Origin of the sequence: Pseudomonas sp. NFPP25, from assembly GCF_900116505.1 — a bacterium.
Taxonomy (GTDB): domain Bacteria; phylum Pseudomonadota; class Gammaproteobacteria; order Pseudomonadales; family Pseudomonadaceae; genus Aquipseudomonas; species Aquipseudomonas protegens.
On sequence record NZ_FPBG01000003.1, the window covers coordinates 304,302 to 330,754 of the forward strand.

Below are 26,453 nucleotides of genomic sequence, written 5' to 3' on the forward strand. Positions count from 1 at the left end.
CCTCAGAACTGGAAGTAAAGGAACGGCGAGAAGCTTTGCGCCGAGAGTTTGAGAATCGAGGCAATGAACAGCAGCAGCACCAGGGCGCGCATGGCGTAGCGCGACCAGTCGGCAGTCCAGTAGGCTGGCTGCACCTGGGCCTCGGTGCCGACGATGTAGCCCGGCTGGTGAATGCTGCCGGGGTTGTCCCCGGGCACCGCCTTGATCAGGCCGGGCTGGGCGCTGGCCGGGCCGTCGGCGGCGGTAGTGACCTCGGGCTTGGCCTTGACCGGCGCCGGGTTGCGGTACAGGTCACGCAGGCCGAAGAACGCCAGGGTGGCGTAGGCCAGGATCAGGGTCGCCACTTGCAGGCCGGTGAGGCTGGCGCGGTTGAGTTCCGACAGCGACCAGTCGCCAAAGCTGAACATCGCGCCGTACATGCGGCCTGCTACGTGCAGGTTCTCGGCGCGGAAGATCACCCAGCCCATCACCACCAGCAGGAAGGTCAGGGCCCAGCGCACCGGGTTCAGGCTGCGCGGCGTGGTGTTGATGCCCAGGGCCTTTTCGATGGCCAGCCACATGCCGTGCCAGGCGCCCCAGACGATGTAGGTGAAGTTGGCGCCGTGCCACAGGCCGCCCAGGAGCATGGTCAGGAACAGGTTGCGGTAGGTGATCAGGGTGCCTTTGCGGTTGCCGCCCAGGGTGATGTACAGGTAGTCGCGCAGCCAGGTAGAGAGGCTGATGTGCCAGCGCCGCCAGAACTCGGTGATCGACTGGCTGATGTAGGGCTGCTTGAAGTTTTCCATGAAGCGAAAACCCATCATCAAGCCCAGGCCGATGGCCATGTCGCTGTAGCCGGAGAAGTCGAAGTACAGCTGCGCGGTGTAGGCCAGGGCGCCGAGCCAGGCATCGCCCGTGGTGGGGTTGTGCAGGGCGAAGCAGTGGTCGGCGACCACCGCCAGGGTGTCGGCGATGAACACTTTCTTGATGAAGCCCTGCATGAACCGCGTGCAGCCTTCGGAGAACTTGTCCAGGGTGTGGGTGCGGTTGTTGAACTGGTCCGCCAGGTCACGAAAGCGCAGCACGGGGCCAGCGATCAGGTGCGGGAAGATCGCCACGAACGCCGCGAAGTCGATCAGGTTGCGGGTGGCCGGGGTGTCGCCGCGGTAGACGTCGATGATGTAGCTGATGGACTCGAAGATGTAGAACGAGATGCCGATCGGCAGCAGCACGTGGGTCAGGATGAACGGCTCAAGCCCCATGGAGGTCATGATGGCGTTGATGCTGTCGACGCCGAAGTTGGCGTACTTGAAGTAGCCGAGGATGCACAGGTCCACCGCCACCCCCAGCAGCAGCCAGCGCTGGGCGGGTTTGGTCCTGACACCGGCGGCGCCGACTTTCAGGCCGATCCAGTAGTTCCACAGGGTGACCCCGGCGAACAGCGCCAGGAAGTCCACGCGCCACCAGGCATAGAACACATAGCTGGCGATCAGCAGCAGCAAGTTGCGATAGCGTTGCCCGCTCAAGTAGTACAAGCCGAGAAAGATCGGCAGGAACAGGAACAGGAACACATTGGATGAGAAAACCATCCCGATCTCTCCATGTTTAACCAATAGTCAGAGGCCGGAGCCCCCCCAAACCCCCCCGTGAAAAACCGGGAAAGCGGTACTGCGTGCAGCGCGCCCCCTGTAGGAGCCGGCTTGCCGGCGAAGGCGCTCTTGAGGGCCTCTTCGCTGGCAGCCAGCTCCTACAGGGGGACGTTCCAACGATTCGAATCAGGAGCCCTTTTCATGGGCCGGGTCGTAGACCTTGGTCAGGTCGCCACCCAGGCGGAAAGTCTTGAACGGCTGCATCTTGTGCTTGCGCTCCAATGTCTCCGGAGCGCAGGTGTAGAGGCTGCAGTAGGGTTCCAGCCAGGCGAATTTCGAGTCGATCTTGAGGTCGGTCATGTCCTGCTGCTTACCGTTCTTCTTCTCGAAGGTGTCCGGGTCCTTGACCCCGGCCAGCACCCGCTCACCCAGGCGCTTGAGGGCGCTGTTGTTCTCCTGGCGCAGGTCGACGCCGTTGACCTGGGCGAAGCTGGCGATCATTGCCAGCGGCGGCAGGGCGTAGTTGTGGTAGGCCAGGGCTCGCTGCTGGCGCTTGAGTTCGTTGGGCAAGAAGCCGTCGGCATCGACCTGGTTGGCGCCGACCTTGTATTCCTTGACCGCCCAGTCGAACAGGTCGCGGCGGTTGGTGGCCACGGCGGTGGCCATCACCGACCAGGCGGCCCAGTAGGAGTGGTTGTTGGTCTTGTCCAGGGGCAGGTTGTCCCAGTCGCTGACCACCTGGTCGGCCATCTTGCTGAACCAGGCCTCGATCTTCTGTGCCTGTTCCTGGTGGGTGGCCAGGGGATGGGAGTCGGAGAACTTCAGCCGCAGGTAGGCCGAGGCCATGCTGCCCAGGGCCCATTTGCGCATCGACTTGCCGGTGTGGTTGAAGTCCTTGGACATCAGCGCATCGGCCTGGGCCCAGGCACTGAGCCAGGCGAGGGTGCAGTCCAGCTGTTCAGGGCGGCCGTCGCGCATGAACTGCATGACCCGCTTGCTGGTACCGCGCTCGATCTTGGTGATGTCCGCGGTGGTGTCGCGAAAGGCCTGTTCGGACTGCACGTTGAGGGTCGCCCGGGCCTTGTCCGAGCCTTCGTACTTGCTGCGAAACTGCAGGGCGCCGGTGTAGGGCGCCGGCATGGCGTCGCAGCCCTCGCTGTTGTCGCCGCTCTTGAACTTGTCCACCGGGGCGTAATAGCCCTGGGGCGGGCGCAGCGGCGCGGCGGCCTGGGCGCTGCCGGTGACGATGGCCAGCCCCAGCAGGCTGGGTATCAACAAGCGTTTCAAGTCTGTGCTTTGCATAGGTAACCTCATTGCCCGATCTGCGCGGTGCGTTGCTCGGCGCTCGGGAATACGTTGCGTTTGCAAATTTTCGCTTCGACCTTCTGCCCCGCAGTGCCCGCTTCCGGGCCCTGGATCTCGACCGCCAGCAGGTTCTGCGAGGCCCAGTCTTCGTCGGTGCGCAGTTCGAAGGCGAAGCGCCCGTCGGTGTCGGATGTTTCCGGTTTTTCGATCTTGATGTCCTCGTGGCGCCCGTTCATGTACCAGAGGGTGGCTTGCAGGGTTTTCACCGAGGTGTCGGCGAAGCGGATGTCGACCTGATGACCGCTGTTGCGCAGGTCCATGTTCTTGCTGTTGACCAGCAATTCGTTCTTGCCGGGCTTGAGGGTGGTGCTGCCGGTCATCTGCGCGTCCTTGCCCTCGCAGCCGTTGTCCAGCAGGGCCATCATCTGCCGGTAGATGGTTTCCTGGTCCAGGCGGTACAGCGGCGAGAATTCCCAGATGAGGATTTTCGGCGGGCTCTTCTGGAACTCGTCGCTGCCCAGGTACTGCAGCATCGAGCCTTCCAGGCCGCCGCCGGGGAAGGCGACGTTGAGGATGTCGGCACCGATGGCCTCTTCCAGGAAGCCGGCGAAGTTGTAGTTCTTGCCACTGTGGCTGGTGCCCACGAGGGTGATCTGCGGGTTGCCGGAGTCGCCGAACAGGTCGCCGTCGCCAGCCTCGCCCTTGGGCTCGGTGGTGAACTGGTCCATGTACTGGATGGCGTAGCTGGTGCCGCACAACTGGCCGGCCATGTTGTGCAGGGTGCCGGTCTTGCCCATGCGCCCGGACTTGTGGGTTTCGAATTCACGCCGTGGAATGTCGGCAAAGGCCGGCAACTGCTTGACCTTGTCGGCGACGATCTTCGCCGTGCGCTGGGCGCCATAAGGGGTCCAGTGCTGGTCGCCGCGGAAGTAGAAGTCGTGGGCCGGCAGGGTATCGGGCAGTTGTTCGTTGGTCAGCGGCGAGAGGTCCGGCACCACGTAGCCCATCTGCGCGAAGCGCCCGAGCATGGCCTTGTAGTTGCTCAACGCCTTGTCATAGTCGAAACGGGCTTTCTCCGCCGGGTTGAGCTTGTTGCGGTTCACCAGGCCGCGGGTCGGCTGATAGACCACCACCAGTTCCACGCCCTTGCTCTTGAAGGCTTCGTGCAACTGCTTGAGGCGGCGGTAGCCTTCGGGAGTGGTGTTGAACTCGGTGCGCAAATCTTCCTGGGTACGGAACAACCAGTCGCCCTGGGCTTGCACCAGGGTGGTGAAGTTCTGCTGGTAGCGGGTCACGTAGTTCTTTGCGTCGTGGGCGGCCGGGCACAGGTTGCAGCACGGCTCGGCCTTGAAGTTCGGCGCGGCGCTTGTGGCGCTGGTTTCGTCGGCACGGGCGCCGGCGCTGGCGGCGAGAATCCCCGCGGTCAGGGCCGACAGGCCCAGGAGTTTGATCCAGTGTGGGTGCATGAAAGTCATCCTCAATCCCGCAATTCGGTCTGGCGTTCGACGGGGTCGATCAACACGGCTTTCTGCTGGCGCACCAGCAGGTCGAGAATTTCATCCTGGCGGTCGCCCAGGACCCCGGAGAAGCTGATGCCGCTGCTTTTGGTCGGCGCCAGCATGGAGACCCGGTACAGCTCCACGCTCAAGGGGGAGTCGATGGACATCGGCCCGCTGCCGTTGGCGGCCAGCTCGCCGCCGACCACGATCAGCGAGACCTGGGCGTCGAACGGGTCGAGCTTGATGTCGCGGTCGGTGTCGGAAAGGTCCTTGATGTGGCCGTAGACCCCGGTCAGGCCGTTGGCCATGGCGATGTTTTCGTACAGGCGGATGTTCACGCTGTTGCGAATGCGGATGCCGTGGCGGCGGTTGCTGATCACCTTGTTGCCGTAGATCAGGTTGTCGGCACTCTCGTAGAGGGTGATGCCGTCGGTGTGGTTGCGGTAGATCTCGTTGTAGGCGATCAGGTTGTTGACGCTGTTACGGTCGATTACCAGCCCGGAGAGGTGGTTGTCGTAGCTGCGGTTGTTGAAGATGAAGCTGTCGTTCACTTCCCGGGAAATGATGATGCCGTGCTTCTTCTTGGTGCCGTGGACGGTGTTGTCGGCAATGATCAGGCCATGGGAACGGTCGTGGGGGTCGATGCCGTAGACGATGTTGTCCTTGTAGGTGTTGCCCTTGAGCACGAAGTCCCGGGTCTCGTAGCAGTAGAAGCCGTACCACATGTCCGAGAACGTCGAGCCGACGATCCAGCCGGTGGGCTCGGGGCGCTTGAGCACCTTGGCCATGTTCGGCGTGTACTGGGAAATACTCACCCCGTAGGACTTGGAGTTGGCGTAGCCGAAGCTGGCCATCGTGCTGTTGACGATGTAAGTCTCGGTGCCGCCCCAGGCCAGCAGGAACGGGCGGAACTCCTTGGGCGAGCGGAAGGTCGCCGGGCCGTTGTCCTTTTCGCGCCAGCCCGTGACTTTGGTGTCACGCACGAACAGCTGGCCATCGTTGACCAGGAACGAGCCGCCTTCTTGGGACAGGCGCAGCTCCTGGGTCTGTTTGTCGATTTCCAGGATGCCGTGGCGGCCGACGACGATGGGCAGGCGGGCCAGGTAGACCCCGGGCGCGGTTTCGCTGATGTACTGCTTGGGCAGCTTGCCTACCAGTTCCTTGAGGTTGACGTAGCCGTCGTCGATGAAGATCGCCTGGGGTATGCCGTGCTGGCGCACCACCCATTCGGCCATCTTGTTGTCACCGCCGATAAAGTCCTTCAGGGCGTCTTCCTGCATCATCCGGCGCACGCTGATCTTGCCCGGCTTGCTGCGCACGATCTTCGCCGCGGCCGCCTCGGCGGTGTAGCCGGAGAGGTCGGGCAGGGTCGGCTTGGCCAGGGCCAGGGGCTCGGTGGGAGCACTGCTGACGGTGTAGGTCTTGGCCTGTTGCAGCTCCTTGGCGATGATCGGCGCCTTGGCCGTCTCGGCAGTGGCGAAGGCGCTGCTGCTGGCCAGCAGCAGGGCGCCGGCCAGGAGGCTCAGGGAGCCTCTGGACAACGGGCTCTGGAGAGTTTGAGTAGGCATGTCGGGCACTCCTTTAGCGGCTTGCATCAGAAGCGCCAGATCACGTCGATAAAGGCGCGGTGCATGTAGGAGTCGACCTCTTTGCCGTAGGCGTCGCCGGGCTTGAACACGCCACCGCGCAAACGCACCAGGGCCGAAGGTTCATCGATCGACTGGCTCAGGGCCGCGGGCAACAGGCCTTGCTTGAAGTACTTGGTGACCACCAGGTCCATCTCCTGGCCGAGGTCCTTCTTGCCATCCATGAGCGGCAGCGAGGTGCTGCTGAGCAGGGCGCCGGTGGTGTCGTCGTAGTTGTTGTCCACTGCGTTGATGCCGTTGCTGCCCACCGGTTTGTTGCCGTCCACACGCCAGAACTTGTGGTAGACCAGGCTGGCGTCGTAGTCCTCGCGCAGTTGCCAGGAACCGAACAGGGTGGCGCTCTGGGTGTTGTTCATTTCGCCCCGGAAGGCTTCGCCGAAGCGGTGCACCCGGGAGCGAGTACCGGTGTAGTTGGAGCGGTTGCTTTGCAGGCCGTTCTGTTCGTACTCGGCGCTGGCCCGGGCATAGGCCGCGCCCACTTGCCAGTTCGGGTCAAGGCGCAGGCGCACGCCCAGGTCGGTGGCCCAGCCGTTGAGGTTGTCCCCGCGCTTGGCTTGGGTCGGGCGGCTGCCATCGGCGTTCAGCGGGTTGACCGTATCGCGGTCGCCGCGCATGCCGGTGAGGCTGGCCCAGTAGTTGACGGTATTGGTGTTGCGCCAGTTAAAGGCGTCGCTGTTGGCTTCCAGGCCGAGCCAGGTCAGGTCGCCGTTTTCCTTCTTGTCCAGCGGGTCGCTGGCCACGCCGGGCTGGGCATAGTCGAGCTTGCCGTCGTCGTGGGTATGGTGGGCGCGGATGCCCACCCACTGGCCGGGCGTCCACTGGTAGGCGGCGTCGGCGTACAGGTGCAGGCGGTCCTTGTCCTTGGGCGCCAGCTCCTTGAGGTCGGTGCGGTATTCACTGAAGCGCTCGGCGGCCCCCAGGTTGGCCCGCAGCAGGGTGGTGTCGAAGGTCCAGTTCAGCGCCTCGATGTTGGTGTCGCGCCATTGCCCGTCATCGTTGCGCAGGCGCTGGCGGCCGAACTTCAACTGCTCGCCGGGGTAGGCGGTGAAGCCGCTGTAGCCGACCCAGAACTCGCGCATGGCCAGGTAGTTCTTCTTGGTCTTGCGGTCATCGTTGCTGGACTGCTGGCTGGCGTCGTCGCCGGACTGTTGCAGGGTGTCGGTTTCGATCACGTCGCTTGCGGTCACTGCCTGGCCCATGGCGTAGGCGCTCCAGTTGCCGCTTTCGCCATAGACCCAGGGCCGCAGGTCGAGGCCGATGCCGTTGACGTCGCCACCGCCCTGGGTGCCCAGGTCGCGATCGTCCTCGGACTGGCCGGTGATCTTCACTTCCAGGCCGAAGTTCTTGGTGTCGGTGATGGCCGCCAGGGTCGGGTTGGACCAGATCATGGCAAAACCCAGGGCCATGCCCAGTTTCGACAGGCACAAGCGCTTGCCTGTGGTTGTGGCGGCGGGGTGTGCCCGTTCGCGCAGCGGCCGCGATTCGCGAGGGCAGGCGTGGCGAGCGCTTCGCGCTTGGTCGCAGCCTGCGGTAGCGGCTACAGGGGCGGTGTTGAATGGGATGGACTTCATAGGGATTCCTCGCCGTCTTCTTCCTGCAGCGCGTGCAGTTGCAGCGTGTTCTGGGTCAGGGCACCGCGCGCCGCCTGCTCCTGTTGCAGCAGGCGCTGGGCTTCGGCGCGCTGGCCGGGGGGCAGTTGTTGATCCAGCTGCTGGGCCAGTTCGTTGGCCTGTGGGGTGTCCTGGGCCTTGGCCAACTGGCTGAAGACGTAGGCGTTGACCGGGTTGGGCGCGGTGCCGCGGCCCTGGGAAAACAGCTGGGCAATGGCGAAGTCGGCGCTGTTCTGGCCGTTGCGGGCAGCCGTCAGCAGGTGGTCCAGGGCTTTTTGCGGGTACACCTGGCCCAGGTAGCCACGGCGGTAGATCTGCCCCAGGTAGTAGTCGGCGGCGACTTCGCGGCCCACGGCTTTCTGGAAGTGCGCCTCGGCCACCTTGGCGTCCGCCGGCACCCACTTGCCTTCGTAGTAGAGCTTGCCCAGCAGCAGTTCGGCCCGGGGCTGGTCGGCGGCGCGGCCGTTCTCCAGGTATTCCATCATCTTGTCGACGTCACCCAGCTCGGGGAAGTCGTAGAGCAGTTGCGCCAGGCTGACCCAGGAGGCCGGGTAGCCGGGGGCGACCTGCTCCAGCAGGGCCTGGGCGGTCTTTTCGTCCGGCTTGCCAAGACTGGCATCGCCCAGTACCCGGGCCACGCTGTCGACCCGCTGGGCACTGACGCTGCCACGGCTGTAGCCGGCCTGCAGTCGCTTGATCAGCTCGGCCTGCTGTTCTGGCTGGCCGCGTTTCTGGTAGACGGTGGCCAGCTCGACGTAGCAGATGTCGGTGCTGTCGAGGGCGGCCTTGCAGATGCTTTCCACCTGGTCCAGGTGCTGGTCGTAGGTGCCCTGGGTGCGGTACAGCAGGACCTGGGCCAGACCGGCTTCCGGATAGCCGGCGGCGCGCCATTGGCTGATCTGCTGCTGGGCGTCGACGTTGGGGAAGCTGTGGGGGTATTGCAGGTACAGCATCGCCAGGGGGATCAGGGTGTTGCCTTCGCCATTGGCAAAGGCTTTCTTCAGCAGGCCTTCGGCTTCGTGCTGCTCGGCCTCGCTGGAGCCGGGCTTGGCCACCAGCAGGCGCCCCAGGCGCGCCTGGGCACGGGGCGAGGTGTCGGCCGCGGCGCGGTAGGTGGCCTCGGCCTGCTTGATCTGCGCCGGGTCGCGGCTTTCCACCTGAATGTCGGCCAGGCCCACTTGCGCTTCGCTGTAGCCCAGGTCTGCCAGTTGGCGGTAGTTCTGCTGGGCCAGGGCGGTGTCGCCGCGCTTCAGGGCCTCGTTGGCCAGGCGCTGGTCCGGCAGGCCGGCGCAACCGGCCAGGGCCAGCGCCGCGACCAAAGGCAACACCGAACCCTGTAGCCGCTGCCGCAGGCTGCGATCGAGCGCGAAGCGCTCGTGCTGGTTGTCGGGGAGCATCGAGTCGGCCGGATGGCGTCCGCTGCGCGGCCGGGCGCAGCCTGCGGCAGCGGCTACAGGGAGCTGGGTAGGCACTCTCATGGTTACAGACCCGCAGCCATGGCTTTGTCGATCAGCCAGTTCATCGACGGGCCGCGGTCGCTGCTGACTTCCACCGGGCGGCCGGCGAAGGCGCTGCTCAGGGGCGCGTCGGGCTTGATCTGTACGCGGATGTCGGAGGACAGGTCGTTGCTGTTGAGGCTGGCGCTGCTGACGATGGTGCCGGTGCGCACTTCATCCTCGCCGGCGATCTGGAAGTTGACCTTGGTGCCCGGGCGCACGTCGCCGAACTGGCGGTAGGAGAACCGCGCCTCGACATTGGCCAGGCTATTGCGCGGCACCAGCTGAAAGATCACGTCGCCCTTGCTGGCGTACTGCCCGTCGGCCACCAGTTGCTGGGCCACGGTGCAGTCGCAGGGGGAGGTCAGGGTGCCGGTCATCTGCTTGCCGAACAGTTCCTCGACCTTGGCCGGTTGCAGCTGGTTTTCGTCCAGGTGGCCCTTGAGCACGTCCAGCATGCTGGTGCTGAAGCTGGCCAGGGGCGCGCCTTTGGCGACGCTGCCATCGGTCTGCACCAGGCTCTGCACGGTGCCGTCGCGCGGCATGGTGACGTTCATCCCCGGAACGTTGACCAGGCCGGCCTCGGCGTGGCTGACGAAGTACATGCCGTACACCGACTTGAGGATGAAACCGAAGGCGGCAAGGCCGACGATGAAGATCCCGGCGCTGAAGGTCACCGCCCGCAGGCGCCCCAGCGGAGTCATGCCGCTGCCGCTGTCCTTGTTCTTGCGCGCCTTGGTGAAGTTGTCCCGCTGCAGGGTGGCGAGCACGTCGCCCATGCTGACGATGTCGCCGGCCAGGTGCGAGGTGATCAGGTGGCGCAGGGTGGAGATGTCCTGGGGTTCGAGGTTCTGGAACTGGCAACCGACCCGGCCGCTCTGGCGATCGAAGGAGCGGACCTGCAGCTCGACGTCCATGGCCAGGCCGAGGTTGTCGATGACAAATTGCAGGCGGCCCTTGTGCACTTCGCCCACGGTCAGCATCTGCTGCCCGGCGTTGAAGCTCAGGCCGCCGGCGGAGAGGTCGTGGACCCGCACTTCAAGAGGCTTGGCCTCGGTTCCGAAGAAGCGCAGCTTGGCCGGGATCTTGACCCGGGCGTGCTGGCGTTGGGCTTCGGATTCATGCACTACATTGACGTTCACGGCGGTGTTCATAGAGTCGATTTCCTAGTTAATTCAGGCAAGGCGGTTCAGACCATCAGCAGCAGGACAGCGACGAACACGCTGCCGGCCGAGAAGGTCATGGTCCGAGACGACCAGGTGTTGAACCAACGTTGAAAACTGGCCAGGTCGCGGGTCAGCTTGGTGTCCTGGCGGGTCCAGGATTGCTGGTCGAGGCGGAAGAACACGTAGATCTTCACCAGCGCGCCGACGATCTGGTTGTAATAGAGAATCAAGGGGTAGGCCGGGCCGATGCGGTGCCCCGAGCAGGACAGCAGCAGGGTCAGGATCAGGCGGGTAATGCCGATCCACAGCAGGTAGGCCAGGATGAAGGCGGTGCCGTACTTGAAGCTGGCGATGATCGCCACGGTCAGGCCCAGCAGCGAGGTCCACATCGACACGCGCTGGTCGAACAGCACCACGCTGGTGAACAGCCCCAGGCGTTTCATGCCCAGGCCGAGGGCCCGGGAGTTCTGCCGCAGGTTGTTGCCGTACCAGCGGAACATCAGCTTGCGGCTGGCCTTGATGAAGCTCTTCTCCGGCGGGTGCTCCACGGTGTTGATTGCCGCGTCAGGCACGTAGAAGGTGTCGTAGCCCAGGCGCATCAGGCTGAACCAGCTGGACTTGTCGTCGCCGGTAAGGAACTTGAAGCGGCCCAGGCGCCAGTGCTGCAGGGAGTCGCTTTCCACGTCGGCGATGAAGTCCGGGTCGGTGACCACGGTGGCGCGAAACACCGACATGCGCCCGGTCATGGTCAGCACGCGCTTGGACAGGGCCATGGAGCACATGTTGATGTGGCGCTGGGCGAAGCGCAGCTTGTGCCATTCGCTCATGATGTAGCCGCCGCGCACTTCGCAGAATTCGTTGGTGGTCAGGCCGCCGACATTGCCGAACAGCTGGAACCAGGGCACGGTCTTGCGTACCACGCCTTCGCCGAGCACGGTGTCACCGTCGATCACCGCTACCACGGCGCGGCTGTCCGGCAGGTGGCGGGAGATGGCACGAAAGCCGAAGGCCAGGCCATCACGCTTGCCGGTGCCGGGGATGCGCACGAAGTCCAGCTTGACCCGCTCCGGCGGGTTCATCCGCGCCCACAGGCTTTTCACCAGCAGCTCGTCGGACATTTCCACGATCGAGCAGACCACGGTGGTGGGGAAGCCGCAGTCGATGGCTTCACGGATGACCGAGCCGTAGACCTGGGCGGTGGTCAGCGCGTCGATCCGGAAGCTGGTGACCATCAGGTACACACGGGACGGGTCCGCCGCGCTGCCGAGCTTGCGCACCTTGCGCCGCAGGTGCGGGTAGACCACGTAGAGAAACAGCATGCCGCGCACGAAGTGCGTGGCACCCATCGAGTAGCGCCAGATGCCCACGGCGCCAATCAGGAAAATGAAGTCCTTGGACTGTGAGTCGAAGGTCGAGGCGGGCAGCAACAAGGCCATGCCCATCAGCAAACTCGAGTAGAACAGCCAACCGGCGGCCTGAAGCAGGCCGTGCTTTAGCCTGTGCATAATCTGCGTCCATCAAGGTCTCGGGCGAGCCTGTGGGGTGGCCCGAGGGGGGTTAAGGCAGGCATGGAGATCTGGGAGGGCCAGATCGCTGGCCAGCCAGCTCCTACGGGGATGGGGTAGGAGCCGGCTGGCTGGCGAACCCTTACCAGCAGATCCCTTCGGTACGGCCTTTGCTGCAGGTAGCCTTGGACATGAAGCCCACCAGGTCGATGACCTGCTTGCCGTGGGGCACGTCTTCGGCCAGGGCGCGGAACTTCTCGTCGCGGTTGCCGAGAATGATCACGTCGGAGTTGCCGATTACCGCGTCGAAGTCCGAGTTGAGCAGGGACGAAACGTGGGGGATCTTCGACTCGATGTAGTCCTTGTTGGCGCCGTGAACCCGGGCGTACTCGACGTTGCTGTCGTAGATGCTCAGGTCGAAGCCCTTGCCGATGAGCATTTCCGCCAGTTCCACCAGCGGGCTCTCGCGCAGGTCGTCGGTGCCGGCCTTGAAGCTCAGGCCCAGCAGGGCGACCTTGCGCTTGTCATGGCTGGAAACGATGTCGAAGGCGTTCTGCACCTGGGATTCATTGCTGCGCATCAGCGAGTTGAGCAGGGGCGCCTCAATGTCCAGGGAGCCGGCGCGGTAGGTCAGGGCGCGCACGTCCTTGGGCAGGCACGAGCCGCCGAAGGCGAAGCCCGGGCGCATGTAGTACTGGGACAGGTTGAGGGTCTTGTCCTGGCAGACCACGTCCATCACTTCACGGCCGTCCACGCCCACCGCCTTGGCGATGTTGCCGATCTCGTTGGCGAAGGTGACCTTGGTGGCGTGCCAGACGTTGCAGGTGTACTTGATCATCTCGGCGACTTCGATGTCCTTGCGGATGATCGGTGCATCGAGCTCTTCGTACAGCGCTTGCAGCACATCACCGGAGGCCTGGTCGAACTGGCCGATCACGGTCATGGGCGGGAAGTCGTAGTCCTTGATCGCGGTGCTTTCACGCAGGAACTCGGGGTTCACCGCGACGCCGAAATCCACCCCGGCCTTCTTGCCCGAGCAGTCTTCGAGGATCGGGATCACCACGTTCTTCACGGTGCCCGGCAGCACGGTGCTGCGCACCACGATGGTGTGGCGGGTGGCCTTGTCGCGCAGGACGAAACCGATCTCGCGGCACACCGATTCGATGTAGTCCAGTTCCAGGTCGCCGTTCTTCTTGCTCGGGGTACCGACGCAGATCATCGACAGGTCGGTATCGCGAATGGCCTCGGCGAAGTTGGTGGTGCCACGCAGACGAGCGGTCTGGATTCCTTGCGCCAGAAGTTCGCCCAGGCCCGGTTCGACGATCGGCGACTTGCCGGCGTTGATCAGGTCGATCTTGTCTTTGGAGATATCTACGCCAACCACTTCATGGCCCCGTGCGGACAGGCAACCGGCACATACTGCACCGACGTAACCCAAACCAAATATGCTGATGCGCATCGCATTTACCTCTGTGTTATTCACGCCATTAGATGGCCGGAGTTAATGTTTGCCAGCTGTTGTTGCGCACTCGGAAGTCCAGCGAAGTACGCTGTAGTACCGTGTGCAGGCAGACTAAGTTCCGAGTGACTAAATAAATGCACTCAAGTTGTGCGCAACCGATCCATGTTGTTTTGACTTGCCCTTGAATGTTGCCGGCGGCTCCTGCTGCAGGTCCCTCGAGAAAAACCATCCGCGTTCCTGTGGATGGCTGGATGCCACGTAGTACGGGCTCTCCAGTTGTTTTCGGGGGCCTTGAAGGCCAGCTGTTCCTTGGCTCGTTAGGGGATAGTTGAGGTGCCTTATCTCCGTTTGTTTACCCTTTAGTTCAAGTTTGTGACTCGTTGGTCAAATCAATGTTGAAACTTGATTAGTTCCTCATGAGTACGTGTAAGTCATCTCCTACAACCTCGTTGAGAATCGTTACCGGTGGTATGAGCGGTGTCTGAAGGCATAGTTCCTGCCCGCTCATCCTGTTTTTCGAAATTTCTTGAAATATTGAGAAAGATGGCACTGCTCTCAAACTGATAGCACTAACGGTTTGAGCCTTTAGTTATGGGGAGTTGAAGCGAGGGGATATTTTTGTGCCACTACCGAATAAAAAAAGTGGTGCCACTACTGAAAAAAATCAGGGCTGTCGAGTGAAATAAAAGTTAGGCAAAACGCTGAAAGTTCTATGGCGCCAGAAAATTGGCTTATTAAAGGCGGGGAATGTGCGGATGATCACATTCTGGCGCGCTCGCCGGTTGGAAGCGAGCGCGGCAGGGGAACGCTTTATTCCGGTGCGTGGTCGCGCAGGAATACCAGGTTGTCGGCTTTGGACTGCTCCGCGCTGAAGCGGTAGCCCTGGACGTCGAATTGCTTGAGCTGAGCGGGGTCGTTGATGCGCTCCTGGATGACGAAGCGGCTCATCAGGCCACGGGCTTTCTTGGCATAGAAACTGATGATCTTGTACTGGCCGTTCTTCAGGTCCTTGAACTCGGTATTGATGATCCGCGCGTTCAGGGCCGTGCGCTTGACCGCCGAGAAGTACTCGTTGGAAGCCAGGTTCAGCAGCAGGTCGTCACCTTGCTCGGCCAGGGCCTCGTTCAGCCATTCGCTGATACGGGTGCCCCAGAAGGCGTACAGGTCCTTGCCCCGGGCGTTGGCCAGCTTGGTGCCCATTTCCAGGCGATAGGGCTGCATCAGGTCCAGGGGGCGCAGCAGGCCGTACAGGCCGGAAAGCATGCGCAGGTGCTGCTGGGCGTAGTCGAAATCCGCCTCGCTGAGGGTTTCGGCGTTGAGCCCGGTATAGACGTCGCCCTTGAACGCCAGCAGCGCCTGCTTGGCGTTGTCTGGAGTGAAGGCCGGGGTCCAGCTACCGAAGCGCGCGGCGTTGAGCCCGCCGATCTTGTCGGATACGTGCATCAGCTCGCTGATCTGCGCCGGGGTCAGTTCCCGCAGTTGCTGGATCAGTTCCTGGGAGTGGTCGAGGTATTGCGGCTGGGTGAAGCGCTGGGTAACCGGCGGTGTTTCGTAATCGAGGGTCTTGGCGGGTGAAATCACCATCAGCATGGGGTCGTCTCCTTTTGGCGTCGGGGGATTCTAGGGGCTCGGGCGCCCGGACTCCACCTATGATGGCGATAGTCATGACCGCTGATCGCGGTTCGCCGGCAAGCCGGCTCCCGCACGAGCCTGTAGGAGCCGGCTTGCCGGCGAAGGGGCCCTGATTCCTGGCACAGATCGGCTATAGTGCGGCGCGGGTTTTGTTCTGGAGGCATCCCTTTTGCGTATCGCGTTTCTCTTCTCGGCCTGGCTTCTGAGTTTCAGCGTGCTGGCAGCGCCCAATGATGTGGCGACCCTGGACCGCAGCACCTGGCCGGAAAAGCTCGACAATCCGACCCTGTTCGACGTCGCCTCGCGGGCCGAGATCCTCTCCTTCGCTCGCGCCTTGCTGATCAGCGAAGCCTGGGACGAAGCCTCGATGAAGCAGCGCCTGGGCCTGCGGATGATCAATATGGAGGCGATCTTTGAGCTGCGCGAGCATCTGTGGCAGCGCCTGCTGGATAACTACAACTTCGCCCAGCAGAGCTGCGACCAGGACGCGTCCTTCTGTTACCTGGTGGAAAACATGCAGCAGTTGCGCAAGCAGGCCGGCAAGTTCCATCTGGCGCAGGACTCCTACTACGCGCGCTGGGGCGAGCCGAGCCGGACCTTCCACGAGCAGTACCTGGACGAATTGCTGCGCAAGGCCGCGCTGTCACCGCAGACCAGCAGCGAAGTGCTGCGCTTTGGCGACTACGAGCGCAATGGCGACGAGCTCAATGACCGGCTGTTTCTGCTGACCTTCGACAGCGCCGCCAACCTGGCGCCGGACAACACGCCCTGGCTCACCAACTACCTGCGCAAGGCCAACCTCAGCGGCACCTTCTTCGTTCTTGGCAACGATATCCAGAACCGTCTCGACAAGGCGTCGGTGGCCAGCCTGCAATCCCTGTATTCCCGGCAGTGCGTTGGGGTCCAGGGGTGGGAATTCCGTTCCCACAGCCATTGGCAGGACTGGCAGTACTCGATCCAGCGCAGCGCCGACCTGGTGAAAAGCAAGCTGCCGGAAAACTACGTGCCGCTGTTCCGCCCGCCCTATGGCCAGCGTCGCGCCGACGCCCAGGGCTTCTTCAATGCCCAGGGCATGCAGGTGGCGCTATGGGACATCGACGCCCAGGACGGCGCCGGCAAGCTCAAGGCCGAGGACAGCGGGCAGAGAGTGTTGACCTTGATGCTGCTGTGGCGACGCGGGGTGATCGCCTTCAATGCCAAGCAGGATGGGGTCAAGAGCAGCCTGCCTTGGTTGCTGGCCCAGACCGCGCAGAGCGGCATCGGTTGGGAAGACTGCCAGGATGCATTTCGCTGAAACGAAACAGCCTGCGCAAACAGGGAGAAATGGCGGCTGAAGAGGGGAAAAATAGCGGGATTTCGAGGCAGGCGGACTTCCGACTTTAACGGTGCCCGGGCCACTCGCCAAGGGCTATTCGTCACTCTGCAAAATAAACATCAAAAAAGCGTCAAAGTGCTTTTTCCTGTCACGGTTTTTGGAGTATTACGAACTCAGACCGCCGAAACCTGCGACACAGGTGGCGTCTCCCAAGACTCCTTGTGTGTGCAGGTCACCTGAACCCCCGCGGGTGAATTCGGTGGCCCTTCGAGGCGCGATACCCCATGGTATTGCGTCGACTGGCTCCCACATAAGGTGACCGAGTATGGATGACCACGGACGTAGCTCTTCTTCCAACCAGCCAATCCTTTATGTACTCGATACCAATGTATTGATTCACGATCCAAACGCCTTACTGAATTTCGAAGAACACCACGTCGCCATCCCCATGACCGTCCTCGAAGAGCTGGACAAGCTCAAGAGCGGGCATCACAGCGTGGCCGCCGAATGCCGCCAGGCCATCCGCCTGATCGACAAGACCCTGGGTGAAGCCTCACCCGAGGACGTCGAGCTGGGCGTACCGATCCAGCGTGGCAAGAGCGGGCCCAAGGGCTTGCTGTCGATCCTCATGAGCAAGCGCAACGAGCCCACCAGCCTGTTGCCGGACAACCTCAACGACAACATCATCATCAACCAGCTGATCGACCTGCACGCGCGCAACAAGGACCTGCCCGTGGTGCTGGTGACCAAAGACATCAACATGCGCCTCAAGGCGCGGGCCTGCGGGATCGCCGCCGAGGACTACAGCACCGACCAGCTGGTGGACGATGTTTCCCTGCTGCCCAATGGTTTCCACAACATGAGCGGCTCGTTCTGGGACCGCGTAAGCAAGGTGGAAACCCGCCAGGACCATGGCCGTACCTGGCACCAGGTGCAGTTGATCGACAACCTGCCGGCGGTGCACATCAATGAATTCATCATCGACGAACAGGGCTTTGTCGGCTGGATCAAGGAAATCCGCGCCGATGTGCTGCTGATCCTCGACCTGCATCAGGAGCCCCTGTTGCACCAGGAAGCCTGGGGCCTGAAACCGCGGGACATCTACCAGGGCCTGGCGCTGTACGCGCTGCTCGATCCGGATATCCACCTGGTCAACCTGTCCGGCGCCGCGGGCTCGGGCAAGACCATCCTGGCCCTGGCCGCCGCTATCGAGCAGACCATGGTCAGCAAGCGCTACCGGCGCATCATCGCCACCCGCAGCGTGCAGGGGCTGGACCAGGAGATCGGCTTCCTGCCCGGCACCGAGGCGGAGAAGATGGAACCTTGGCTGGGCGCCATCACCGACAACCTCGAAGCCCTGCACATGGATGACGAGAACACCCACGGCAGCGTCGACTACATCCTCAGCAAGGTGCCGTTGCAGTTCAAATCCCTGAACTACATCCGCGGCCGCAGCTTCCAGCAGAGCCTGATCCTGATCGACGAATGCCAGAACCTTACTCCGCACCAGATGAAGACCATCATCACCCGTGCCGGCGCCGGTTCCAAAGTGGTGTGCCTGGGCAACCTGGCACAGATCGATACCCCCTACCTGTCGGCCACCAGTTCTGGCCTGACCTACCTCACCGAACGTTTCAAGGACTTCCCCAACGGCGTGCACATCACCCTGCAAGGGGTGCCGCGCTCGATCCTGGCGGAATACGCCGAAAGCCACTTGTAACCTCACCCTGGAACACAACGGGCGGCCCTTGGGCCGCCCGTTGCACTTCTGGCGCAGGCTCAGGCCAGTTGCTGCAGTTCCTCCAGCTCGCTGGAGCGACTGTGGGCGCGTGCCATCAGGCTGTAGATCGACGGCAGCACGAACAGGGTGAACAGGGTGCCCACCAGCATGCCGATGACGATCACCAGCCCCAGGCCGAAACGGCTGCTGGCGCCGGCGCCGGAAGAAAACAGCAGCGGTACCAGCCCCACCACCATGGCGGCGGTGGTCATGAGGATCGGCCGCAGGCGGATCCGTGCCGCGCGGATAATCGCCTGGGCCGCAGTGCAGCCCAGGGCGGCGCGCAGTTCATTGGCGAACTCCACCATCAGGATGCCGTGCTTGCTGATGAGGCCGATCAGGGTCACCAGGCCGATCTGCGTGTAGATATTGATGGTCGCCAGCCCCAGCGCCAGGGGAATCAGCGCGCCACAGATCGACAGCGGCACGGTGATCAGGATGATCAGCGGGTCGCTCAGGCTTTCGTACTGCGCGGCCAGCACCATGTAGATCACGATGAGGGCGAACAGGAAAGTCAGCAGCAGGGCATTGCCTTCGTGGATGAACTGCCGCGAATCGGCCTGCCAGTCATGGCTGAAACTGGCGGGCAGGGCCTGGCTTTGCTGCTGCAGGAAGGCCACCGCCTGGCCCAGGCTGACCCCCGGGGCGGGGATGCCCTGGAAGGTCGCGGCATTCTGCTGGTTGAACTGCTTGAGCTTGTTGGGCTGGATGCTGTCATGCAGGCTGACCACGGTGGACAACGGCACCTGGGTGCCGCTGTCGGTCTCCACGTAGAAGCCGTTGAGGGCCTGGGGTGTCAGGCGCTGGGCCGCGGCGCTCTGGGGAATCACGTCGTAGGAGCGGCCTTGCAGGGCGAAGCGGTTGGTGTAGTTCTCGCCGATCAGCACCGCCAGGGTGGTGCCGATGTCCTGCATGCGGATGCCCAGGCTGTTGGCCTTGCTGCGATCGATGCGCACCTCGGTCACCGGGTTGTTGAACTCCAGGTCGCTGTCCACCACCGCGAACAGGCCGCTGGCCCGGGCCTGCTGCTTGATCTCCTCCATGGCCTGGAACAGCGAGCGGTAGTCCTCGGTGCTGCGGATCACCAGTTGCACCGGCAGGCCGCCGGTGGAGGCCGGCAGCGGCGGCAACTGGAAGACGAAGATCGAGTTGCCCTCGACCGCATCGACCTCCTGCTGCAACTGCTGCTGGATGCTGGCCGCGCTGCGCTGGCGTTGCGACCACTCGCTGAAGTTGACCCCGGCGAAACTGGCGGCCACGCCGTCGCTGCCATTGATGATCCAGGTGCTGACGGTTTCCGGCAGGCCCTGGAGGATCGCGTCCAGCTGGTAGGCATAGCGCTCGACATAGTCCAGGTTGGCGTGCTGCGGCGACTTGATCGCCAGCAGCAGGTTGCCCTGGTCTTCGTTGGGCGCCAGCTCCTTGCTGGCGTGGCCGTAGAGCCACGGCAGGCTGAGCAGCACCAGGGCGGCAAACGCCAGGACCGCGCCGCGCCAGCGCAGGGAACGCACCAGGCCGTGCTGGTAGAGACGTGCCAGCCAGTGGAAGAACTGCTCGGCCCAGCGGCTCATGCGGCCTTCCTGCTGCCCCGCCGGCAGCAGCTTGGCGCACATCACCGGGGTCAGGGTCAGGGCCACTACCCCGGAGATCAGCACCGCGCCGGCCAGGGTCAGGGCGAACTCCTTGAACAGCGCGCCGGTCAGCCCGCTCATCAGGCCGATGGGCATGTACACCGCAGCCAGGGTGATGGTCATGGCGATCACCGGCGAGGCGATTTCCCGCGCCCCGACAAAGGCCGCCTGCAACGGCGTGCGACCCTCCTTGAGGTGGCGGTGGATGTTCTCCATGACCACGATGGCATCGTCCACCACCAGGCCGATGGCCAGGACCATGGCCAGCAGAGTCAGGAGGTTGATGCTGAAGCCGAACAGGTGCATCAGCGCCAGTGCGCCGACCATCGACAGCGGAATGCTGACCACCGGGATCAGCACGCTGCGGGCCGAGCCCAGGCACAGGTAGATGATCGCCACCACGATCAGGATGGCTTCGATCAGGGTTTCGATGACCTCGATGATCGAGGCCTGGATGAAGTGGGCGGTCTCGAACGCCAGGGCCACCTCCACTCCCGGCGGCAGGGTCTTCTGGATCTCCGGCAGCAGGCGCTTGATGTCGGCGACGATCAGCAGCGGGTTGCCCTTGGGCGTGGCATACAGGCCCAGGTGCACCGCCGGCTTGCCGTCCATCAGCGCACTGGTTTCATAGGACGCCGAGCCCAGCTCGACCCGGGCGATGTCCCGCAGGCGCAGTAGGTGGTCGCCACGGTTGCTGATGACCATGTCGCGAAACTCGTCGAGGTTGCTCAGGTCGGTGTTGACCTGGATCGACGAGATCACGTACTGGCCCTTGATCTGCCCGGGGGCGGCCTGGAAGTTGTTGGCGCGGATCGCCTGTTCCACCTGGGCCGCGCTGACGCCGTGGCCGGCCATGCGCTGCGGGTCCAGCCACAGGCGCATGGCCAGGCGCTGGCCGCCGAAGGTCTCGACCTTGGCCACGCCCTCGATGCTGGAAAACAGCGGCTGTACCACCCGGCTGAGGTAGTCGCTCAGCGCCGAGGCGGACAGCGAGCGGCTGGCGAAACCGACATAGGCCACGGCGGTGGCGTCCCCGGCGGAACGCTCGATCACCGGGTCGTAGGCCTGCTCGGGCAGGCGGTACTTGACCTGGTTGACCTTGGCGATCACCTCGCTCAGGGTCTTCGACGAATCCTGGTTGAGGGCCATGCGCAGGGTGATCAGGCTGCGCCCCTGGACCGAGGACGAGCTGACGTAGTCCACCCCCTCCACCGAGGCCAGGGACTGGTTGATCGGCTGGGTGACAAAGCCCTGCATCAGCTCAGCCGGCGCCCCGGGGTAGTCGGTGGTGACGCTGATCACCGAGCTTTCCAGCAACGGGTACTGGCGCACCGGCAGGTTGCTGTAGGCCTTGAGCCCCGCCAGCAGGATCAGCAGGCTGACCACCAGCGCCAGCACCGGGCGGCGGACAAACAGATCGGTGAACTTCACGGCTCTTCTCCTGCGGCCAGGGTCGTCGCACTGCCGCCGGCATCGCTGAGCACGCTGTGCTGCTGCGGTTCGATCGGGGCGCCGTCACTGAGCTTGATCTGCCCGGACGTCACCACTTGCGCGCCCGGCGCCAGGCCGCTGTCGATCACCACCCGGCCGGCATGCCGCGCGCCGGTTTTCACCGATACCCGCTGCACCGTCGGCGCGCCCTGGGCATCCTTGGCCGGCTGGACCACGAACAACTCTTCGCCGTAGGCGTTATAGGTCACCGCGGTTTCCGGCACGCTCAAGGTGCCGCTGGGCAGCGGCTGGGCCAGCCGCACACGAGCGAACATATGGGGCAGGGCGCTGGCTGGCGGGTCTTGCAGGCGCGCCTGGATGCTCAGGGTGCGGGTGCGATCGAGAAACGGATCGACAGCGCTCACTTTGGCGCTGAGCACCTGCCCGGGCAGGGCGTCGAGAAGCACTTCCAGGGTCGCCCCTGGCGTGACCTGGGCCAGCGCCTGCTCGGGCACGCTGAAGTTGACGTACAGGCCCTTGTCGCCAATCAGGTTGATCAGTACGTCCCCGGGGTTCACGTATTGCCCCAGGTGCACCTTGCGAATGCCCAGGGTGCCGGCAAAGGGCGCGCGGATGGTGCGCTGCTCGATTTCCGCGGTCAGCGCCTGCAAGGCGCCCTTGGCGGTGGACAGCTCGGTCTGGGCATTGTCGAAGGCTTCCCTGGAGGTGGCGTTGACCGACACCAGGCGCCGCGAGCGTTCGAGGCGGATCCGGGCGTTTTCCATTTCCCCTTGCAGGCGCACCAGGTTGCCGCGCTGGGGCGCGTCGTTGAGCTGGACCAGGACCTGGCCGCGTTCGACCCGCTGCCCTGACTGGATCGGCAGGTTGACGATGCGCCCGCCGATTTCCGCCGGCACGCTGACTTGCTGGATCGCCTCCAGTTCGCCGATGGCTTCCAGGTAGTTGGGGAAGGGCAGGGTACTGGCCGTGGCCACGGCGACCTTGACCGGTGCCTGTGCATAGGCCTGTGGGCCGGGCCGGGCCCCGTGCCACAGCCACCCGGCCAGCAGGCCGACGGTCAGCAGCGCCGCGATCAGCGCCAGCCATGCGCGCAGGGAGGGGGGCTTGGTTACACCGACGGACACCATGACATTCACTCCTTGACGTCAGTTGCAGTTTCAGTAGATCGGCCAGCAACCGGGGGTGAGCAGCTCGACGAGGTTTTCATCCGGGTCGCGGAAATAGATGCTGGAGCCGCCCTTGGGCCATTCGGTACGACCTTCCAGGGGAATGCCGGAGCGGGCCAGGCGTTCCTTCCAGCCGGGCAGGTCCTGTTTGTCGATGGCAAAGCACACATGGATCCGCCCGCTGGCGTCGTGGGGCGGGATCTCGCCGCCGCTGAGGTATTTGGTGTGCAGCGAGGCGCCCCGCTTGAACAGCAACAGGGTATTCTGGCCGCCGATGTTCAGCGCCACGAGGACATCACTCTCGACCATGACTTCCAGCTGGAAGGTTTTTGCGTAGAATTCTTTCGCGATGTCGAGATCGTTCACATAAAGGGCTGTTTCAATAATTCGTTTGAGTTGCAGCATGTGTTGCTCCTTTTGGGACCTTGCTCCCTGAGTTGGAAATGACAGGATGGTCACGGTCTTACTGCGCAATATCGATTTGAACCTGCTGGTGGTGCTTGATGCCCTGCTGACAGAAAAACATGTCACCCGCACGGCCTTGCGCCTGCACTTGAGCCAGCCGGCCATCAGCCACTCGTTGAGCAAGTTGCGCGGGTTGCTGGATGACCCGATCCTGATTCGCCGGGGCAGCGAACTGGTGCTCAGTTCCCTGGCCCAGAACATCCAGCAGCCGCTGCGGGAAATCCTCGGCCAGATCGAAACCCTGTTCGGCAAGTCCATCGACTTCGACCCGGCCAGTTCCCAGCGCATCTTCACCCTGGCGATGTCCGACTACGGCGCCGCGTTGGTGCTGCCCAACCTGATGGTGCGTTTGCGCCGCGATGCGCCGAACACCACCTTGGTGGTGACCCAGGACACCCGGCACGGAATGTTCGAGCAGGTTTCTCAGGGCAAGATCGACCTGGCCCTGGGGGTGTTTCCCAACCTGTCCGGCGACATTTCCACCGAGGTACTGTTCGAGGAAACCTTCTCCTGCCTCCTCGACCGACGCACGTTGCCGGCCGACGGCACGCTGGACCTGGACAGCTACCTGGCCCGGCCACACATCCTGGTGTCGATGGATGGCAGCGCCAACGGCGAAGTGGACAGCCTGCTGCGCGACGAAGGGCTGCAGCGGCGGATAGCCGTGAGCGTGCCCCATTGGCGCACTGCCCCCAGCATGATTCACAACACCGACCTGATTCTCACGGTGGCCACTCGCACCCTGGACGAAGCGCTGCTTAACCAGGACCTGATCCAGCTGCGACCGCCGTTGCCGATTCCGCCGTTTCCCTTCGTGCAGATCTGGCATCAGCGTTTCGACAATGAACCGGCCCATGTCTGGTTGCGCGAACAGGTCAAGCAGGTGGTCGCTCATAGCGCGCTCGGCGGCTGAGCCGGCCGCAGGCGCAGACGCAGGTCCGGCCCCAGCTGGCTGACGTCATACAGGGCAAAGTCCAGGGCCTCCTCCAGGCGGTCGAAGCACGGCAGGTGCACCAGCGGCCGGGCCAGATCCCCCAGCAGGCGCGGAGCCACGTACAACAGCAACTCATCCACCAGATGCGCCTTGAGCAGGTTGCCGGCCAGTGTCGGGCCGGCTTCCACCAGCAGGTCGTGCAGGCCGCGCTGGCTGAGGTTGTGCAGCAACTGCTCAAGGTGCAGGCCCTGGTCGTCCCCGGGCAGCGCCATGACCTGCTCGCTGTCGCTGCTGGCCAGCGGGCACTCCCGGTGCACCACGTGCAGGCTCGGCGCCTGGTCGTTGAACACCCGCGCCGTGGCGGGCACCCGGCCCTGGCTGTCGAGCACCACACGTACTGGCGCCAGGGCCTCCGGGGAGGACAGCTGGCGTACCGTGAGCAGTGGGTCGTCCGCCAGGACGGTACCGCTGCCGGTGAGGATCGCCGAGCTGCGGGCCCGCCAATATTGCACGTCGGCCCGGGCCCGGGTGCTGGTGATCCACTTCGAGCGCCCATTGTCCAGGGCCGTGCGCCCGTCCAGGCTCATGCCCATTTTCAGTTGCACCCAGGGCCGCTGGCGCCGCACCGTGGACAGAAAGCCGCGGTTCAACTCCTGGGCCGCCGATTCCAGCAGGCCGACCCGCACCTCGATTCCGGCGTTGCGCAGTTGGGCGATGCCCTGGCCGTTGACCTGTTCGAACGGGTCCTGATGGGCCACCACCACGCTGTGCACGCCGCTGTCGATCAGGGCCTGATGGCAGGCACCGGTGCGTCCGACATGGCTGCAGGGTTCCATGGTCACGTAGGCGGTGGCACCCCGCGCCAGGCCACCGGCCTGGCGCAGGGCGAACACCTCGGCGTGGGGCCCGCCGGCCCGCCGATGCCAGCCTTCGCCGACCACTTGCGAGCCATGGGCGATCACGCAACCCACCCGCGGATTGGGCCAGGTGGAGTGGCTGCCCCGTTCTGCCAGGGACAGGGCGTGCTGCATGTGCTGGAAGTCGACTTCGCTGAAGTAGGTCATGGGCGCGCCGACTGGACAGCGGCCGGGGGCGTGATCGGGTAGATCCGGCCGTCGTAGGCGCTGGCCAGGAAACCTTCGCCGCTGGCGTCATGGATCAGGCAGGAAATGCCGCTGGCGGTGGGTTTCTCCACGCTGGCCCAGACGCGCTTTTTCAGATCGAAGACGGCCACGGTGCCGCCGTAGCTGCCGGTGGCGATCATCGAGCGGTCCCGGGAGATGGCGATGCACTTGATCGAGTGGCTGTGGGGCGTGTCGAACACCTCGCTGGCGCCATCGCGCCACAGGCGCAGTTTCAGGTCGCGACCGATGCTGGCGAAGCCGCCCTGGATCTGCGTGCAGCCGTTGGAGATCCGCTCGTGGGCCTTGTCCAGGTAGGTTTCCAGGCCGAAGTCGGCAATCCGGAAGAAGGCCGCGGCTGCGGTGGCGCACACGCTGAAAATGTAGGTTTCATCGGCGGCGATGCCTTTGATGGCGTTCTCATGCATGCGCACCTGGGTGACGAAGCGCGGCTGCTGCTGGTCCAGGCAGAAGATCAGCGCTTCGCCGGTGTAGGTGCCGATGGCTGCGTGCAAGGCACCGTCCTTGATGAAGGTGGTGCCGCAGTTCAGGGGCGAGCGGTGCTGGTACAGGGTGGCGCCGGTGCGGGCGTCGAACACCGTGCCCATCTGGCCGCCGGTCAACACACTGTCGCCAAAGGGCAGGAGGAAGTTGCACAGGCTGCCGGCCTTGATGCTGGGTTGGCCGTTGATGTGCAGGATGCCGGCGTCGCCGATGCTGTAGACGTCTTCGCCGACCACCGCCACGGCGTTGAGGCTGACCGCCGGTTCGATGCCGCTGAGGTCCCAGGTCTGGGTGGCGAAATCCCAGGTGGCATAGCGTGAGCCGAAGGTGACGAAGGCGATGCGATGGCTGCCCAGCAGCGCGCAACTGCGTGGCCAGATGATGCTCGGCAGGGAGGTTTCCGCGGTCTTGACCAGGGTGCCGTCCTGCTTGAGGTGCCAGAGCATGACCGAGCGGTCGTAGCTGAGGCTGATCAGCAGGCGCTGGCTGTCGTCCCAGATGATGCGCTTGATCCCGGCGCTGTGGGCGGGCTGCAGCAGGGTGCCGCGGGGGCTGATGATGGAGATCTTGCCTTCGTCGTCGCCGGCGAAAATGATGCCCTCGCGGGACAGGGCCACGGTGTCGGTTTCCACGCCGCCCAGGTCGATGGTTTCCAGCTGTTGCCCGGTATTGGCATCCCAGCGCCGGATCGAACCGTCATCGCTGCTCGACACCAGGGTCTGGCCATCGGCCGACCAGCACACCGAGATCACGTCGGCGGTGTGGCCGTGGAGGATCCGCAGGGTCTGGCCGCTGAGGTTGAACAGGCGGATGCTGTGGTCCCGGGAGCAGGTGGCGATGGTCTGGCCGTCCGGGGAGAAGGCGGCCATCTCGATGTCGTCGTCATGGCCGATGAGCACGGTCTTCAGGCGCAGGGACGGCACTTCCCAGACCCGCGCGGTGTAGTCGCTGCTGGCGCTTACCAGCAGCGTGCCGGCGGCGTTGAATGCGCACTGGTTGGCCAGGTGATCGTGAAGGACCCGCTGGATCGGGGTCCGGGTCCTGGCATCCCAGAGGATCACCTGGTTGTCGTAGCCGGCGGTGGCGACATAGGTGTCCTTGAACGTGGCGATGCCGCTGATGGGCCCGAAATGTCTCATGATTATTGTCCTTAATAATGCGTTGGCGGATGACGGGCAGCCGTCCCCCGGCCCGCG

The 26,453-nt window shown here is 63.9% G+C and carries 18 protein-coding genes; 3 read left to right on the forward strand and 15 right to left on the reverse strand.

All coding sequences use genetic code 11. The annotated features are described in order from the left end of the window. Positions 1 to 2 precede the first annotated feature (2 nt). The 10 genes from BM382_RS13445 to yaaA all read right to left on the reverse strand — a co-directional run bounded on the left by BM382_RS13445 (position 3) and on the right by yaaA (position 14,847). Positions 3 to 1,568, reverse strand: a complete 1,566-nt coding sequence (locus BM382_RS13445; protein WP_053149125.1) for an MBOAT family O-acyltransferase — start codon at positions 1,566 to 1,568, stop codon at positions 3 to 5. 186 nt (positions 1,569 to 1,754) lie between these two features. Next, positions 1,755 to 2,870, reverse strand: a complete 1,116-nt coding sequence (locus tag BM382_RS13450; protein ID WP_072443056.1) for a mannuronate-specific alginate lyase — start codon at positions 2,868 to 2,870, stop codon at positions 1,755 to 1,757. An 8-nt stretch (positions 2,871 to 2,878) separates the two neighbouring features. Next, positions 2,879 to 4,339, reverse strand: a complete 1,461-nt coding sequence (locus BM382_RS13455; RefSeq protein WP_011059371.1) for an alginate O-acetyltransferase — start codon at positions 4,337 to 4,339, stop codon at positions 2,879 to 2,881. Positions 4,340 to 4,350: 11 nt separating this feature from the next. Continuing rightward, positions 4,351 to 5,940 (reverse strand): mannuronan 5-epimerase AlgG, encoded by a 1,590-nt coding sequence (gene algG / locus BM382_RS13460; protein WP_065364591.1) that lies wholly within the window; start codon positions 5,938 to 5,940, stop codon positions 4,351 to 4,353. A gap of 26 nt (positions 5,941 to 5,966) precedes the next feature. After that, positions 5,967 to 7,424 carry an alginate export family protein gene (locus BM382_RS13465; RefSeq protein WP_036996876.1) on the reverse strand — a complete coding sequence of 486 codons (1,458 nt, stop codon included), beginning with the start codon at positions 7,422 to 7,424 and terminating at the stop codon, positions 5,967 to 5,969. Between the two features lie 161 nt (positions 7,425 to 7,585). Beyond that, complete coding sequence (gene algK / locus BM382_RS13470) at positions 7,586 to 9,025, reverse strand: alginate biosynthesis TPR repeat lipoprotein AlgK (RefSeq protein ID WP_011059374.1); 1,440 nt, start codon at positions 9,023 to 9,025, stop codon at positions 7,586 to 7,588. 83 nt (positions 9,026 to 9,108) lie between these two features. Then, complete coding sequence (locus BM382_RS13475) at positions 9,109 to 10,278, reverse strand: alginate biosynthesis protein Alg44 (protein WP_011059375.1); 1,170 nt, start codon at positions 10,276 to 10,278, stop codon at positions 9,109 to 9,111. A 35-nt stretch (positions 10,279 to 10,313) separates the two neighbouring features. Further along, complete coding sequence (gene alg8, locus BM382_RS13480) at positions 10,314 to 11,798, reverse strand: mannuronan synthase (RefSeq protein WP_170866329.1); 1,485 nt, start codon at positions 11,796 to 11,798, stop codon at positions 10,314 to 10,316. Positions 11,799 to 11,937: 139 nt separating this feature from the next. After that, positions 11,938 to 13,254, reverse strand: a complete 1,317-nt coding sequence (locus BM382_RS13485; RefSeq protein ID WP_011059377.1) for a nucleotide sugar dehydrogenase — start codon at positions 13,252 to 13,254, stop codon at positions 11,938 to 11,940. 813 nt (positions 13,255 to 14,067) lie between these two features. Then, on the reverse strand, positions 14,068 to 14,847 hold the full coding sequence (gene yaaA, locus BM382_RS13490; RefSeq protein ID WP_011059378.1) for a peroxide stress protein YaaA: 780 nt from the start codon (positions 14,845 to 14,847) through the stop codon (positions 14,068 to 14,070). A 211-nt stretch (positions 14,848 to 15,058) separates the two neighbouring features. Here yaaA and BM382_RS13495 point away from each other — a divergent pair, with 211 nt between their 5' ends. Together BM382_RS13495 and BM382_RS13500 are read left to right on the forward strand one after the other, a co-directional pair. Next, entirely contained in the window at positions 15,059 to 16,183 is a 1,125-nt protein-coding gene (locus tag BM382_RS13495) for a polysaccharide deacetylase family protein (protein ID WP_015634240.1), read from the forward strand. 346 nt (positions 16,184 to 16,529) lie between these two features. Continuing rightward, positions 16,530 to 17,924: a PhoH family protein gene (locus BM382_RS13500; RefSeq protein ID WP_011059380.1), complete on the forward strand. Its 1,395-nt coding sequence runs from the start codon at positions 16,530 to 16,532 to the stop codon at positions 17,922 to 17,924. A 59-nt stretch (positions 17,925 to 17,983) separates the two neighbouring features. On the opposite strand, the gene BM382_RS13505 is transcribed toward BM382_RS13500, so the two are convergent. From BM382_RS13505 to BM382_RS13515, 3 genes are read right to left on the reverse strand one after another with little or no spacing between them, the layout of a single operon-like run. Beyond that, entirely contained in the window at positions 17,984 to 21,046 is a 3,063-nt protein-coding gene (locus tag BM382_RS13505; protein WP_072443060.1) for a MexW/MexI family multidrug efflux RND transporter permease subunit, read from the reverse strand. Next, positions 21,043 to 22,194, reverse strand: a complete 1,152-nt coding sequence (locus BM382_RS13510) for an efflux RND transporter periplasmic adaptor subunit (RefSeq protein ID WP_015634242.1) — start codon at positions 22,192 to 22,194, stop codon at positions 21,043 to 21,045. The genes BM382_RS13505 and BM382_RS13510 overlap by 4 nt, the downstream gene beginning before the upstream one ends. 30 nt (positions 22,195 to 22,224) lie before the next feature. Next, positions 22,225 to 22,638, reverse strand: coding sequence for a VOC family protein (locus tag BM382_RS13515; RefSeq protein WP_011059383.1), 414 nt, complete (start codon positions 22,636 to 22,638; stop codon positions 22,225 to 22,227). Positions 22,639 to 22,684: 46 nt separating this feature from the next. Between BM382_RS13515 and BM382_RS13520 the strand changes: the two genes are divergently transcribed. Further along, on the forward strand, positions 22,685 to 23,611 hold the full coding sequence (locus BM382_RS13520) for a LysR family transcriptional regulator (protein WP_011059384.1): 927 nt from the start codon (positions 22,685 to 22,687) through the stop codon (positions 23,609 to 23,611). On the opposite strand, the gene ribD is transcribed toward BM382_RS13520, so the two are convergent. Further along, positions 23,590 to 24,696 carry a bifunctional diaminohydroxyphosphoribosylaminopyrimidine deaminase/5-amino-6-(5-phosphoribosylamino)uracil reductase RibD gene (gene ribD / locus BM382_RS13525; RefSeq protein ID WP_011059385.1) on the reverse strand — a complete coding sequence of 369 codons (1,107 nt, stop codon included), beginning with the start codon at positions 24,694 to 24,696 and terminating at the stop codon, positions 23,590 to 23,592. The genes BM382_RS13520 and ribD overlap by 22 nt on opposite strands. Next, on the reverse strand, positions 24,693 to 26,396 hold the full coding sequence (locus BM382_RS13530; RefSeq protein WP_015634244.1) for a WD40 repeat domain-containing protein: 1,704 nt from the start codon (positions 26,394 to 26,396) through the stop codon (positions 24,693 to 24,695). The genes ribD and BM382_RS13530 overlap by 4 nt, the downstream gene beginning before the upstream one ends. Between the last annotated feature and the right edge of the window lie 57 nt (positions 26,397 to 26,453).

Bases quoted from the DNA above. Each gene is read 5' to 3' on its own strand.
- algG (WP_065364591.1), bottom strand. From the start codon at position 5,940: ATGCCTACTCAAACTCTCCAGAGCCCGTTGTCCAGAGGCTCCCTGAGC.
- BM382_RS13510 (WP_015634242.1), bottom strand. From the start codon at position 22,194: ATGGTGTCCGTCGGTGTAACCAAGCCCCCCTCCCTGCGCGCATGGCTG.
- ribD (WP_011059385.1), bottom strand. From the start codon at position 24,696: ATGACCTACTTCAGCGAAGTCGACTTCCAGCACATGCAGCACGCCCTG.
- BM382_RS13485 (WP_011059377.1), bottom strand. From the start codon at position 13,254: ATGCGCATCAGCATATTTGGTTTGGGTTACGTCGGTGCAGTATGTGCC.
- BM382_RS13455 (WP_011059371.1), bottom strand. From the start codon at position 4,339: ATGCACCCACACTGGATCAAACTCCTGGGCCTGTCGGCCCTGACCGCG.
- BM382_RS13445 (WP_053149125.1), bottom strand. From the start codon at position 1,568: ATGGTTTTCTCATCCAATGTGTTCCTGTTCCTGTTCCTGCCGATCTTT.
- BM382_RS13450 (WP_072443056.1), bottom strand. From the start codon at position 2,870: ATGCAAAGCACAGACTTGAAACGCTTGTTGATACCCAGCCTGCTGGGG.
- BM382_RS13500 (WP_011059380.1), top strand. From the start codon at position 16,530: ATGGATGACCACGGACGTAGCTCTTCTTCCAACCAGCCAATCCTTTAT.
- BM382_RS13465 (WP_036996876.1), bottom strand. From the start codon at position 7,424: ATGGCCCTGGGTTTTGCCATGATCTGGTCCAACCCGACCCTGGCGGCC.
- yaaA (WP_011059378.1), bottom strand. From the start codon at position 14,847: ATGCTGATGGTGATTTCACCCGCCAAGACCCTCGATTACGAAACACCG.
- BM382_RS13520 (WP_011059384.1), top strand. From the start codon at position 22,685: ATGGTCACGGTCTTACTGCGCAATATCGATTTGAACCTGCTGGTGGTG.
- BM382_RS13515 (WP_011059383.1), bottom strand. From the start codon at position 22,638: ATGCTGCAACTCAAACGAATTATTGAAACAGCCCTTTATGTGAACGAT.
- BM382_RS13530 (WP_015634244.1), bottom strand. From the start codon at position 26,396: ATGAGACATTTCGGGCCCATCAGCGGCATCGCCACGTTCAAGGACACC.
- algK (WP_011059374.1), bottom strand. From the start codon at position 9,025: ATGCTCCCCGACAACCAGCACGAGCGCTTCGCGCTCGATCGCAGCCTG.
- BM382_RS13475 (WP_011059375.1), bottom strand. From the start codon at position 10,278: ATGAACACCGCCGTGAACGTCAATGTAGTGCATGAATCCGAAGCCCAA.